Here is a 13,901-nt window from a genome sequence, read left to right as displayed (position 1 = left end):
TCCGCAGCCTAAGCTACGGATCTTTAAAGAGTGACGAGCCTTAGATATTAATGGGTTACAGGTTTAACCTGCCCCAAATCCATCCAGGTTTGCACGACGGTGTCCGGGTTCAGAGACAGACTATCAATGCCCTGCTCCATCAGCCACAGAGCAAAGTCGGCGTGATCTGACGGGCCCTGCCCACAAATCCCGACGTATTTACCCTGACGTTTTGCCGCCTGAATCGCCATCGACAGCAAGGCTTTCACCGCCTCGTTGCGCTCATCAAACAGCTCTGATACCACGCCGGAATCACGATCCAAGCCCAACGTCAGCTGTGTCATATCATTCGAACCAATCGAGAATCCGTCGAAATGTTCGAGGAATTGATCGGCCAATAATGCGTTCGAGGGGATTTCACACATCATAATGACCTTCAAACCATTCTCGCCACGCTTCAGCCCTTGCTTAGCCAGTTCGGCTACCACGGCCTCCGCCTGCGCCACAGTACGCACGAATGGCACCATGACTTCAACGTTGGTTAACCCCATTTCGTTACGCACTCGCTTGACCGCTTCACATTCCAACGCGAAGCAATCGCGGAAGCTATCGGCCACGTAACGCCCAGCGCCGCGGAAGCCCAGCATCGGGTTTTCTTCGTGGGGTTCGTAAGCGGCGCCACCCACCAGATTGGCGTACTCGTTGGATTTGAAGTCAGACAGACGCACGATCACGCGTTTTGGCCAGAAAGCCGCGCCCAACGTCGAAATACCTTCGGTCAGGCGACCAACGTAAAACTCGACCGGATCGTCGTAACCGTGCATCAGCGCTTTAATTTCAGCCTGCAACGCCGGTTCCTGCTTATCAAACTCCAGCAGCGCCCTTGGATGCACGCCAATCATGCGGTTGATAATAAACTCCAGACGCGCCAGACCGACCCCCTCGTTTGGCAAACGGGCAAAGTCAAAGGCACGATCAGGATTACCGACGTTCATCATAATTTTTAGCGGTAATTCAGGCAGCTCGGTCACTTCGGAGCTTTGCACCGAGAAGTCCAGCAGGTCCTGATAGACAAAGCCGGTATCCCCTTCGGCGCAGGATACGGTCACCTTCTGGCCTTCACACAGACGGTCGGTGGCATCACCACAGCCCACAACCGCAGGAATCCCCAGTTCACGGGCAATAATCGCCGCATGACAGGTACGTCCCCCTCGGTTGGTGACAATGGCCGACGCCTTTTTCATGATAGGTTCCCAATCCGGATCGGTCATATCTGTCACCAGAATATCACCGGGCTGAATGCGATCCATTTCGCTGATATCATGAATAACTTTGACCGGACCTGAACCAATTCGGTGACCGATAGCTCGCCCTTCCACCAGCACTTCGCTCTGGTTGTTCAGCAGGTAGCGTTCCATCACTTGTTCATTGGAACGAACGGTTTCCGGACGCGCCTGTACGATAAACAGCTTGCCGGTGTGACCGTCTTTTGCCCACTCGATATCCATCGGGCGACCATAATGCTGCTCAATCAGTAAAGCCTGATGAGCCAGGGATTCAACTTCTTTATCTGTCAAAGCGAAACGATTGCGCAGATCTTCCGGCACATCTTCAATACACACCTGTTTGCCATGCTCTTGGCTATCGGCATACACCATGCGAATTTTTTTCGAACCCATATTGCGACGCACAATGGCCGGTTTGCCATTACGCAGCGTAGGTTTATGAACGTAGAATTCATCAGGGTTAACCGCGCCCTGCACCACCATCTCACCCAAACCGTGGGCGGCGGTGATAAATACCACCTGATCAAAACCGGATTCGGTATCGATGGTGAACATCACGCCGGACGAGGCCAGATCGGAGCGAACCATCCGCTGAACGCCAGCAGACAGCGCCACGCCGCGATGATCGTAACCCTGATGCACCCGATAAGAGATGGCGCGGTCATTAAACAGGGAGGCAAACACATGTTTAATTGCCACCATCACCGCATCGATACCCTGAACGTTGAGGAAGGTTTCTTGTTGACCCGCAAAGGACGCATCGGGCATGTCTTCCGCCGTTGCCGAGGAGCGCACGGCAAAGGAGGCTTCCGGCTCGCCGTCGGCTAGCTGTTGATAAGCTTCATGAATGGCTTGTTCAAACTCAGGATGGAACGGCGTATCAATCACCCATTGACGAATCTGAGCACCGGCGCTAGCCAACTGCGCGATATCATCAACGTCGGTGTTATCCAGCAGCTCATAAATACGTTGGTTAACGCCACTTTGCTCGAGAAAGTCGTTAAACGCCTCGGCCGTGGTGGCAAATCCGTTGGGAACAGAAACGCCCAGTTCAGAAAGATTGGTTATCATTTCACCCAGGGAGGCATTCTTACCGCCCACACGGTCAACATCGTGCATACCAAGCTGGTTGTACCAAAGCACATTACGCAGGGTTCGGCCATTGTTCGACATCTAAACAATCCTTTTTACATTCAGTAGGGTACGAATAAAAGTTATCTTTGCTGTTAAACAGCAGGAATCAGACTAGCACAATGCTCCGTTAGCTATGGACAGGTGAATCGATCAACCCAACACAAAAAAATTTTTTAAGGGCAATTCTGCGGCAAAAGCTTTACCCAAATCGGGAATAAGGCACACTATCAGACAGATCACAGATGATTATTCGGACAGTGGCTTAAAGGAGTCAGGGTGGAAAGAAGCGTTTTTTATATTTCAGACGGTACCGCCATTACGGCGGAAGTATTGGGACACGCCGTGCTATCGCAGTTTCCGGTTAATGCCACGACTTTTACCTTACCTTTTGTCGAAAGCGCCGCCCGTGCAGAAGCGGTTTGCCAGCAGATAAATGAGATTTATCAATCTACCGGCGTCCGCCCGCTGGTGTTCTATTCGATTATTTCGTCGGAAGTACGCGAGATTATCCAACGTAGTGAGGGATTCTGTCAGGACATCGTCCAGTCGCTGGTTGCGCCACTCCAGGACGAACTGGGCATTGCGCCTCAGCCGGTACTTAACCGCACCCACGGCCTGACCGAAAGCAATTTGGGAAAATACGACGCACGTATCGCCGCTATCGATTATGCGCTGGCTCATGATGACGGCATTTCGTTGCGCAATCTGGATCAGGCGCAGGTGATTTTGCTGGGCGTATCCCGCTGCGGCAAAACGCCCACCAGTCTGTATCTGGCGATGCAATTTGGTATTCGTGCCGCCAATTACCCTTTTATTGCCGATGATATGGATAATCTGCAGTTACCTGCGGCGCTTAAACCCTTTCAGCACAAACTGTTCGGTTTAACCATAAACCCTGAGCGGCTGGCAGCGATTCGGGAGGAGCGGCGGGAAAACAGTCGTTATGCCTCTTTGCGACAGTGTCGTATGGAAGTCGGCGAAGTCGAGGCGCTGTTTCGCAAGAATCAAATCCGCTATCTAAATTCCACCAATTATTCCGTTGAAGAGATATCCACCAAAATCCTAGATATTTTAGGCATGAGTCGCCGGATGTTTTAAGGTTGTATTCATATAAATGATTGATCATTCCGAATTCGATATAAATTCTATTAATCTCCTCTGCGGCGGTTGAATTCGTCTGGTTTTGGTTTATTGTGATCGCCATCACTTCCCGGTATTCCTGCCGCAGAGAAGAACATTTTTAGAGAATATCCATGCATAAAACAGATGAACTGCGGACCGCGCGCATCGATAGCCTGATCACGCCACAGCAGTTGGCGGACAAGTTGCCTATCTCTTCCGACGTAGCAAGTAACGTGACAGCGTCACGTAAGCGTATTGAAAAAATCCTGACCGGTGAAGATCCTCGTCTATTAGTGGTGGTCGGCCCCTGCTCTATTCACGATCTGGGTGCTGCCATTGATTATGCTACTCGCTTGAATGTACTGCGGGAACGCTATGCGGATCGACTGGAAATCGTGATGCGAACCTATTTCGAGAAGCCTCGCACCGTGGTGGGCTGGAAAGGTTTGATCTCAGATCCGACGCTAGATGGCTCCTGTCAGGTCAATCTGGGCATAGAATTGGCACGTAAGCTGCTGCTGAGCGTTAATGAATTGGGATTACCAACCGCCACCGAGTTTTTGGATATGGTAACCGGGCAATATATTGCCGATTTAATTAGCTGGGGTGCAATCGGCGCGCGCACCACGGAAAGTCAGATCCACCGTGAAATGGCGTCAGCGTTGTCCTGTCCGGTTGGCTTTAAAAACGGTACCGATGGCAACACCCGCATCGCCATTGACGCCATTCGTGCGGCTCAGGCCGGTCATATGTTCCTGTCGCCGGACAAAACCGGACAGATGACCATCTACCAAACCAGCGGTAACCCTTACGGCCACATTATTATGCGCGGCGGTAAACAGCCTAACTACGGCGCGGCAGACATTGCTGCTGCCTGTGATAGCCTGCGTGAATTCGATTTACCCGAGCATTTGGTGATCGATTTCAGCCACGGCAACTGCCAGAAAATGCATCGTCGCCAGTTGGACGTCGCCGAAGATATCGGTCAGCAAATTCGCGCCGGTTCTACGGCCATCGTAGGTGTGATGGCGGAGAGTTTCCTGGTCGAAGGCACGCAAAAAATCGTGGCCGGACAGCCGTTAACCTACGGCCAATCCATCACCGATCCTTGCCTGAGCTGGGCCGATACCGAACATTTATTAGCGATTCTGAATGACGCGGTGAATACCCGTTTCTAACCTGCCCCAACCGACAATCAGCGTTAATCATTGTTGCTTCAAATTTGGCCAGATTCAGATGTCATCAGGCATCTGAACTGGTTGATTCTTCCTGAATTCCCTTCTTCCTCAGCGCTGACTTTTACATAACATAATAACCCCAATTGTTAAATAAATTAGCCTATTCGGCTATCGTCTCGTCGCTTTCATCAGAAGAGTTGTTTTGTATATAATTTTTTCTTTTTGTAATTAATGAGATAGACAAGAGACAGCAGGAAATCAAAAAAGTTGTCCATGGCAATATTTTACTTGATGTAACCTCTCATTCACATGATAATGATTATCAAATTGATAACCATTTCTGTTTGCATCTAATGAATAACTCTACTTACAGCAATTTGTATCCTGCAACTGCTAGCGGAACGGAAGATTCGCCCCCGCCGTTGGAGCAACCTGCTTGCATCAATAGCGAGCAACTGCTTGGTAGACATGGACTCGTCATTATCAACCATCAAGGGCAATTTTATCAGCTGCGGCAGACCAAATCCGGCAAGTTGATATTGACCAAATAATAACTGTTCCTTGAGATACTTTTTCGCGAGCCACCCAGATCGTCCGATCGAGGCAGCCAGCATTCTAATGATTATGTTTAACTACATATGGAGAATTGCCAGATGTCTCGTGTTTCATCTACGTTGTTCCGTGCGTCATCGCTAAGTTTGGCTATCGCCTGCGCCATTCCTTCGCTGGCCTACGCTGCGACTACCACATTGAGCGAATCCGCTGCCACAACAGAAACAGCCAAGAAAAAAGCGGCTCATTCCAGTGAAACCATGACCGTTATCGCCACGGGTAACCCTCGCAGCAGCTTTGACGCACCAATGATGGTGACGGTTATTGAAGGGGATTCACCGCTCAGCCAGACGGCCAGCACCTCAGCCGATATGCTGCGTCGCGTGCCGGGCATCCTAATTTCAGGCACGGGGCGCACTAACGGTCAGGACGTCAGCCTGCGCGGCTATAACCGTAACGGCGTATTGACACTGGTCGACGGCATCCGTCAAGGCACCGACACCGGCCATATCAATAGCACCTTCCTCGATCCTATGCTGGTCAAACAGATTGAAATCGTGCGTGGCCCAGCGGCCATGCTATACGGCAGCGGCGCATTGGGTGGCGTTATTTCCTATCAAACTGTGGATGCCGCCGATCTGCTGGAGCCGGGTCACAATACCGGTTACCGCGTATTTGGCTTAGGTGCTACCGGTGACCATAGCTTGGGCATGGGCGCTTCTGCCTTCGGTAAAACCGATGATCTGGACGGTTTGATTTCATTTGGCACTCGCGACGTCGGTAATATTCGCCAGAGCAATGGTTTCAACGCCCCCAATGACGAAGCGATTAGCAACGTTCTGGCGAAAGGGACTTGGACCATTGATGATAATCAGTCTCTAAGCACCAACCTGCGCTATTACAATAACCGCGCCCGTGAGCCAAAGAATCCACAAACGCCCGCCGCTTCCGCCGGTAACTTGATGACCAACCGCTCGACCATTCAGCGCGACGCGCAGTTAAGTTATACGCTGCATCCGCAGGGCCAGGATTGGCTGGATGCCACGGCAACGGCCTACTACTCCGATGTCAATATTGATACCACTACCCCGGGTACCGGCTTTGAAGGTCGTGAGCAGAAAACCCACGGCGCGAAACTGGAAAACCGTACTCGCCTGTTCACAGACAGCGCAGCATCACACCTGTTGACCTACGGCACCGAAGCTTATCGTCAGGAACAAACGCCGGGCGGCGCCACCACCAGCTTCCCTCAGGCAAAAATCAACTTTGCTTCCGGCTGGGCGCAGGACGAAATCACACTACGGGATCTGCCGGTGACCCTGCTGGCGGGTACGCGTTTCGACAGCTACAGCGCCAGCAGCCAGGGTAATGCCGATGTTGACGCAGATAAATGGTCATCTCGCGGTGCTGTCACCGTAAACCCAACCGACTGGCTGATGGTTTTCGGCTCTTATGCCCAAGCCTTCCGCGCCCCGACAATGGGCGAAATATATAATGATTCCAAACACTTCTCGATGGGGCGTTTTAATAACTATTGGAAACCTAACCCGAATCTTCGCCCCGAAAGCAATGCTACGCAGGAGTTCGGTTTCGGCCTGAACTTTGATGGCGTTTTAGCCGGGAACGATAGCCTGAAATTCAAGGCCAGCTACTTTGATACGCAGGCCAAAGATAAAATTGATATGAGAGTCGATACCTTCACTACCACCTCTATCAATATTAACCGCGCCAAAATCTGGGGTTGGGATGCCACCATGGATTACCAAACCGATTGGTTTAGCTGGAATCTGGCCTATAACCGTACCCGCGGCAAAAATATGGACACCGGCGAATTCCTCGACAGCAGCAATCCAGACACCGTCACCAGCGCATTGGATATCCCGATTGCTTCGACAGGCTTCTCTGCCGGTTGGGTCGCCACTATGGTTGAACGCAACAACATCGTGACCCGCAGCACCAAACAGCAAGCCGGTTACGGCGTCAATGATTTCTACATTAGCTATAAAGGCCGCGATCAATTCAAAGGGGTGACGACCACCGCCGTGCTGGGTAATGCCTTCGATAAAGAATATTACTCACCACAAGGTATTCCGCAGGATGGTCGCAACGCCAAACTGTTCGTTAGCTATCAATGGTAATTCATCCCTAGGTATGAGTTACCCCGTCTAAATTGCCTGAGCTAGGCCCGACTCTGGCTCAGGTATTTCCCAGCAGGAGAGAATGAATGTCAGCAATACTGTTTACCCAATATGAGCGCGCTAAACTCGACAATCCAGGCAAATTTGCACGCGATCTGGCAGAGATCCTTGGTATCAGCGAAGCTGAATTGACCCACGCTCGCGTAGGTCACGGTGCCGAGCGCCTTAACGTGGACGCTCGCACTCTGCTGACCGAACTTGAAGCGGTTGGCGTGACCAAATCTATTACTCGCAATAGTTACGCGGTACACGAGCAAATGGGTCGCTACCAGAATCAGAGCCTGAACGGCCACGCTGGATTGATCCTAAATCCGCGTGAACTGGATTTGCGTCTGTTCCTCGGCCAGTGGGATGCCGTTTTCGCTCTGCGTGAAGCAGCTAAAAACGGCGAGCGTTTTAGCTTCCAATTCTTTGATCTACAAGGTAATGCAGTTCATAAAGTGTATAACACTGATGAGACCGACATGGCTGCATGGCATGCTTTGGTCGAGAAATACTGTACCGATAACAACCCGGAGATCGTTATTCATCCTAAGGCTGATTCCGCTGAAGTGACACCGAATGACAATCATCAGCAAATCGATCAGGAATGGCGGGCAATGACCGACATTCACCAGTTCTTCCAGTTGCTGAAACGTAACAACCTGACGCGCCAGCAGGCTTTCCGCGCCGTCGGCGATGATTTGGCTTATCCGGTGGATAACAGCGCGCTGGTGCAAATTCTGAACGCGGCTAAAGAACAACAAAATGAAATCATGATCTTTGTCGGCAACGGCGGCTGCGTGCAGATCTTTACCGGTCAGATTGAACGTGTCATGCCACACATTGAGAAAGAAGCGCCTTTCCAGGAATGGGTTAACGTGTACAACCGTCGCTTCACTCTGCATTTGATTGCCAGCACCATTGCCGAAAGCTGGGTAACGCGCAAACCGACTAAAGACGGTTTTGTCACTAGTCTTGAACTGTTTGCCGCAGATGGCACCCAAATTGCGCAATTATTTGGTCAGCGCAGCGAAGGTCAGCCTGAGCAGATCCAATGGCGCGAGCAGATTGCTTCATTGGCAACCAAGGACATCGCCGCATGAAAAATTGGCTTCTGACATTAACATTGGCGCTGCCACTGGCTAGTGTCGCGGCCGAACGCATCGTTACTATTGGTGGCGATGTCTCTGAAATTACCTACGCCCTAGGCGTAGGTTCAGAAATGGTCGCCCGCGACAGTACCAGCCTGACCCCAGCAGCCATTCGCAGCCTACCGGACGTAGGTTATATGCGCCAGCTCAATGCCGAAGGGATTCTGGCGATGAAGCCAACGCTGGTTATTGCCAGCCAACTGGCCGAACCGTCTCTGGTGCTTAAACAGTTGACCGATAGCGGCGTGAAAGTGGTCACCATTCCCGGTGATACCACGCCAGAAGCCGTACCTGAAAAGATTGCCCTGATCGCCACTGCAGTCAATCAGGCAGATAAAGGCGAGCAGCTTAGCCAAACTTATCTGCAAAAACTGGCCTCGGTTAACACTACCGCCCTGCCGGTCAAAATGCTGTTTGTGATGAGCCACGGTGGCGTCGCGCCTATGGCCGCTGGCCAGCATACCGCTGCGGACGCGATGATTCGCGCTGCGGGCGCGCAAAATGCCATGCAGGGCTTTAACCGCTATCGCCCGCTGTCGCAGGAAGGCGTGATCGCCAGCGCACCGGATTTACTCTTACTGACCACCGATGGCGTGAAATCCCTCGGCGGCATCGATAAAGTCTGGCTGCTTTCCGGTCTGTCCTTAACGCCAGCCGGTAAACACAAGCGCGTGTTGATTCTGGATGATATGGCGCTGTTGGGTTTTGGCCTGGAGACGCCGAATGTGCTTCTCAAGATACGTGCGGCGGCGGAGCAGAGTCAATGAGACGATACTTGCCACCCGGTTATGCGCTGGGCGGCCTGCTAACGCTGTTGGTTCTCTTGGCTCTTGGTTCCGCCAATATGGGGGCTTTAACGCTGTCATTTCGCACGCTGTGGAACAGTTCGCTGGACGATGCCTCTTGGCAGATCTGGCTGAATATTCGCTTACCTCGCGTGCTGTTGGCTATCGTGGTGGGTTGTGCGCTGGCAACCTCAGGTGCAGTGATGCAAGGCTTGTTTCGCAACCCGCTGGCCGATCCCGGTTTACTGGGCATCAGCAGCGGCGCGGCGTTGTGCGTCGCGATGGTTATCGTTTTGCCTTTTAGTCTTCCCAGCGTACTGGCCTTTTACGGTCATATCATCGCCGCGTTTATCGGTAGTTTGCTAATTTCGCTGCTGATCTTCTCCCTAAGCCGGTTTGGCCACGGCAATCTGTCCCGATTGCTGTTGGCCGGTATCGCCATTAACGCTTTGTGCATGGCGGCAATTGGGGTTCTCAGCTATCTCAGCAACGATCAGCAGTTGCGTCAGTTTACCCTATGGATGATGGGCAGCCTGAGTCAGGTTCAATGGCCAACCTTACTGATCGCCGCTTCGCTTGTACTGCCAGCCTGCGCGGCCACGTTATTCCAGGCGCGCAAACTCAATTTGCTGCAATTAGGTGACGAAGAAGCGCATTATCTTGGCGTTAACGTTAATCGCACTAAGCTATTGCTGTTACTCCTCAGCGCATTACTGGTAGGTGCCGCCGTAGCTTTAAGCGGTGTCATTGGCTTTATCGGTCTGGTGATTCCCCACCTGATTCGGATGCGTTTAGGTGCCGATCATCGCTGGCTGCTTCCCGGCGCGGCTTTGGGTGGAGCCTGTCTGCTGCTGACCGCCGATACTATCGCTCGTACTCTGGTTGCACCTGCGGAAATGCCGGTAGGGTTGATCACGAGCCTGATCGGCGGCCCTTACTTCCTGTGGCTGGTATTACGTCAACCGGAGCGCGCCCGTGGATAATTCAGCATTTTCCTCTCATTCGAGTCAACCGCTATTACTGGATGCGCAAAACCTGTGTTTCGCTTTGGGTGGACGTCAGCTCATACAAGACGTGTCATTACAGATTCGCAGCGGCGAAATGATCGCCATTATCGGCCCTAACGGGGCGGGGAAGTCCACGCTGATGCGATTGCTCACCGGCTATTTGCCCGCCAGCAGCGGCGATTGCCATATGTTAGGCAAATCCCTGGCCAGTTGGCCGCAGTCGCTACTGGCGAAAACCCGGGCAGTGATGCGCCAATACAGCGACCTAAAATTCCCGTTCAGCGTGGAAGAGGTGGTGACGATGGGGCGGACGCCCCACGGGAAACTACAGGAACGCGAGGCAGTACAACAGGTTATGGAACAAACCGGCTGTACTAGCCTGGCTAAACGCGATTATCGCCAGCTTTCTGGCGGTGAACAGCAGCGCGTTCAGCTAGCCCGCGTGCTGGCCCAGCTCTGGCAACGAGAACCGTCTCCGCGCTGTTTGTTCCTCGATGAACCAACCTCGGCGCTGGATTTACACCACCAGCAGCACAGTTTGCGTTTGTTGCGGCAGCTCACGCAGAAACAACCGTTGTCGGTCTGTTGTGTCCTGCATGATCTCAATCTGGCCGCGCTGTATGCCGATCGGATTTTACTGCTGCATCAAGGCCGATTGGTCGCCGCAGGTACGCCACAGGAAGTGCTGCATACCGACATACTAACCCGTTGGTATCAGGCGGATTTAGGCGTGTACAGTCATCCTGAAAATCAGTTGCCACAGGTTTATTTACGACAATAATCCCCTTCCCATCATCTAACCTGCGCATATGATTTTCAGCCACTCGGACTGCGCAGGTTAGATTAGATATTGCTAGCCCACGCCATTATTCCCCGTATGTGCTCAGATGATTTGTACCAAACGTTTAAGGGCCAACTGGTTAAAACTAAACGGTTAAATTTGGAGCAGCCGCGTTACAGGTAGAGGGGCATAAAAAACGGAGGCCAAGCGTTTCCACTTGGTCCTCCCAACCAGTTATATTTGAAATATAAATATTCATGGTTCTTCTAGCTGGAACAGGATATCTCCAGATGCTTTCCCCAATCTGGCGGCAAAGCAGCCAAATCGTCATATTCAGCATTATCGGCATAAGGCTGTTGCAACGCCAAATGCAGCCTGTGCAATGCACTGATATCGTCATTTTCTGCCAGCTCAATCGCTTGCTGAGCCAAGTAATTGCGTAAAATCAGCTTAGGATTCACTGACTTCATCGCCTGCTGCCGTTGAGCGTCATCAATAGTTTCTTGCTGTAGCCGCGTCCGATATTGCGCATACCAGCTATCGAAGGCATCCCGATCGACAAAGTCATCCCGCAGTGGTGAATGAGCGGAAGATTGCTCCGTTTCACTGAGTCGACGGAACGTACGGGTGTAATCCTGTTTTTCTTTCATCATCAGGCTCAATAAACCGGTCAACAAATCGTTATCCTGTTTATCGGTAGTGAAAAAGCCCAGTTTGGCGCGCATTTGCTGCCCGTAGGCCGCCATCAGCGCCGGCTCGTAGGCGTCCAATGCCTGCTGTAGCTCTGCCGCCGTCAGTAATCCGGATAGAGACTGCCCCAAACGATGTAAATTCCAGTAAGCCACCGCCGGTTGATTATCAAAGGCATAGCGTCCCTGATGGTCGGTATGGTTACAAATATAGTCCGGCTGGTAATCATCCAGAAAACCGAACGGGCCATAATCCATGGTGATACCAAGAATCGACATATTGTCTGTATTCATTACACCATGAGCAAAACCTACCGTTTGCCAGGACGCAATCATTCTCGCCGTGCGCGCTACCACGTCGGTGAACCAAGCCAGATAAGGCCTAGCTTCGTCACTTAAATCCGGCCAATGGCGGGCAATGACGTAATCAGCTAATTGCTTAATCTGTTCTGGCTGCTGGCGATAATAGAAATGTTCGAAATGACCGAAACGAACATGACTTTCCGCCACTCGCAACAACATCGCACCGCGCTCAGGCTGTTCGCGGAATACCGGATTCTCGCTGGTCACAATGGTGAGTGCACGACTGCTGGCAATACCTAAATGATGCAGTGCTTCAGAGGCCAGAAACTCACGCACTACCGAGCGTAACACCGCCCGCCCATCCCCCATTCGTGAATAAGGCGTCAGCCCCGCGCCTTTCAGGTGCCAATCCAGCTGACGACCATCGCTCAGTTGCTGTTCACCGAGCAAAATTCCCCGTCCATCTCCCAATTGCCCTGCCCATACGCCGAACTGATGACCGCTATATACCTGAGCCAGCGGATCCATTCCCGGCAGCAATTGTTCCCCAGCCCAAACCTTGGCTTTATCGCCGGAGAACCAACTGTCATCCAGTTCAAGTTCTGCTGCCAGCGATGCGCTGTGGTACAGCAAACGCGCGCCTTTTAACGGCGTTGGCCGCAAACGGGTATAAAATCCAGGTAACTCCCGGCTATAGCTGTTATCAAAATCCGGCATTACTTCAGTTCCTCAACCAGCCAATGGCGTAGTTCAACTAATTCAGCCTGTGAATCAGGAAAATCTGCGATCAACGTCTGACAAAGTGCGTCCACCGCTTCAGGACGATAAGCGACGCCCGGTAACCGCTCGGCCAATGTTTCCAGCGGCGTTGGATTCATGCTATCGGTAAATATCTGGCTACGCTCGATAGAACCACGTAATACATCCAAATGCACCTCAACGCCGCCCCACTGAAAACGCGTGTCCATTTGATGATTAAAAGCTGGCGCCTGACCAAAATTCCATTCCCAGCTACTTTGGCGGGCAAACTGCTCGCTAAAGCCCGGTAAATCCGGCAATGCTTGTGGAGAAATAATTTCTGCCTGCGCGCGTTCACCGTAGTAATCAAAGTAGGATTGCTCTATGGCTCTGCAAATCTGCTTATGATCGATACTCGGTATGAGCTCGACCAGATTAGCGACACGCGACCGCACCGAGGCAATGCCTTTCGCCTGTAGTTTCTTGGGGTCGGGATTAAGATAATCAACCAGACGCCCTAAATTGGCGTTAATTAATAAGGTTCCATGATGGAAGCCGCGATCTTTGGTTTCCCGGTAAGCAGAGCCAGAAACTTTGCGCTCGCCACCTTCCGTGACAACAACCAGATCATTACGACCCGAGGCCGTGGCGTCGATACCCAATGTCTTGAGGGCATTAAGAATAATTTGAGTGGAAACCGTTTTATCGTATTCAGGTTTGCCCGCCATAAAGGTAAAGCAGGTGTTGCCCATATCGTGGAATACCGCCCCACCGCCGCTGCTGCGACGCGCCAGTTTAATGCCGTCTTCGGCCATACGCCGCGTATTACACTCTTTCCACGGATTCTGAGCACGGCCAATGACAATGGTATTATCGTTTCGCCAGAGGAAAAGCACTCGCTGATCCGGCGACATTTGGCGGAAAATACATTCCTCTACAGCCAAATTGAACCAAGGATCATAGGAATCAGAAATGAATAAACGAAGGGATGGCATAAAGGGCTCCGCACCAAAATA

At 51.9% G+C, this 13,901-nt stretch carries 10 protein-coding genes and 2 pseudogenes; 9 read left to right on the top strand and 3 right to left on the bottom strand.

Annotated features, from left to right (window positions below):
- Positions 1–47: 47 nt before the first annotated feature.
- Positions 48–2,438, bottom strand: a complete 2,391-nt coding sequence (ppsA, locus tag AD970_RS13705; protein ID WP_049600094.1) for a phosphoenolpyruvate synthase — start codon at positions 2,436–2,438, stop codon at positions 48–50.
- A 237-nt stretch (positions 2,439–2,675) separates the two neighbouring features.
- Between ppsA and ppsR the strand changes: the two genes are divergently transcribed.
- The 9 genes and pseudogenes from ppsR to AD970_RS13665 all read left to right on the top strand — a co-directional run bounded on the left by ppsR (position 2,676) and on the right by AD970_RS13665 (position 11,155).
- Positions 2,676–3,497: a posphoenolpyruvate synthetase regulatory kinase/phosphorylase PpsR gene (gene ppsR, locus AD970_RS13700; RefSeq protein WP_049600092.1), complete on the top strand. Its 822-nt coding sequence runs from the start codon at positions 2,676–2,678 to the stop codon at positions 3,495–3,497.
- Between the two features lie 155 nt (positions 3,498–3,652).
- Positions 3,653–4,699 carry a 3-deoxy-7-phosphoheptulonate synthase gene (locus AD970_RS13695; RefSeq protein WP_049600089.1) on the top strand — a complete coding sequence of 349 codons (1,047 nt, stop codon included), beginning with the start codon at positions 3,653–3,655 and terminating at the stop codon, positions 4,697–4,699.
- Between the two features lie 353 nt (positions 4,700–5,052).
- A complete protein-coding gene (hemP, locus tag AD970_RS18960) occupies positions 5,053–5,250 on the top strand; it encodes a hemin uptake protein HemP (protein ID WP_072080653.1) in 198 nt (65 codons plus the stop codon).
- Between the two features lie 102 nt (positions 5,251–5,352).
- Positions 5,353–7,389 carry a TonB-dependent hemoglobin/transferrin/lactoferrin family receptor gene (locus AD970_RS13685; protein ID WP_049600083.1) on the top strand — a complete coding sequence of 679 codons (2,037 nt, stop codon included), beginning with the start codon at positions 5,353–5,355 and terminating at the stop codon, positions 7,387–7,389.
- Between the two features lie 86 nt (positions 7,390–7,475).
- Positions 7,476–7,935 (top strand): annotated as a pseudogene (locus tag AD970_RS20580) (ChuX/HutX family heme-like substrate-binding protein); the annotation flags it as partial.
- 95 nt (positions 7,936–8,030) lie between these two features.
- A pseudogene (locus AD970_RS20575) lies at positions 8,031–8,534 on the top strand (ChuX/HutX family heme-like substrate-binding protein); the annotation flags it as partial.
- A complete protein-coding gene (locus AD970_RS13675) occupies positions 8,531–9,349 on the top strand; it encodes a heme/hemin ABC transporter substrate-binding protein (protein WP_049600077.1) in 819 nt (272 codons plus the stop codon). The pseudogene AD970_RS20575 and the gene AD970_RS13675, both read left to right, overlap by 4 nt.
- On the top strand, positions 9,346–10,350 hold the full coding sequence (locus AD970_RS13670; protein WP_049600076.1) for a FecCD family ABC transporter permease: 1,005 nt from the start codon (positions 9,346–9,348) through the stop codon (positions 10,348–10,350). Before AD970_RS13675 ends, AD970_RS13670 begins: the two co-directional genes overlap by 4 nt.
- A gap of 37 nt (positions 10,351–10,387) precedes the next feature.
- Positions 10,388–11,155, top strand: coding sequence for a heme ABC transporter ATP-binding protein (locus tag AD970_RS13665; protein ID WP_049600333.1), 768 nt, complete (start codon positions 10,388–10,390; stop codon positions 11,153–11,155).
- Positions 11,156–11,421: 266 nt separating this feature from the next.
- Here the strand turns inward: AD970_RS13665 and AD970_RS13660 are convergent, their stop codons facing one another.
- Together AD970_RS13660 and AD970_RS13655 are read right to left on the bottom strand one after the other, a co-directional pair.
- The gene (locus AD970_RS13660; protein ID WP_049600073.1) at positions 11,422–12,864 is read right to left on the bottom strand and encodes a protein adenylyltransferase SelO; all 1,443 of its coding nucleotides are present in this window, start codon (positions 12,862–12,864) and stop codon (positions 11,422–11,424) included.
- Positions 12,864–13,880, bottom strand: coding sequence for a lipoate--protein ligase A (locus AD970_RS13655; RefSeq protein ID WP_049600070.1), 1,017 nt, complete (start codon positions 13,878–13,880; stop codon positions 12,864–12,866). Before AD970_RS13655 ends, AD970_RS13660 begins: the two co-directional genes overlap by 1 nt.
- Positions 13,881–13,901: the final 21 nt, after the last annotated feature.

It is taken from the genome of Yersinia nurmii (assembly GCF_001112925.1).
Taxonomy (GTDB): domain Bacteria; phylum Pseudomonadota; class Gammaproteobacteria; order Enterobacterales; family Enterobacteriaceae; genus Yersinia; species Yersinia nurmii.
The sequence above is the reverse complement of the archived record's forward strand: the minus strand, read 5'-3'. Positions and strand labels throughout refer to the sequence as shown.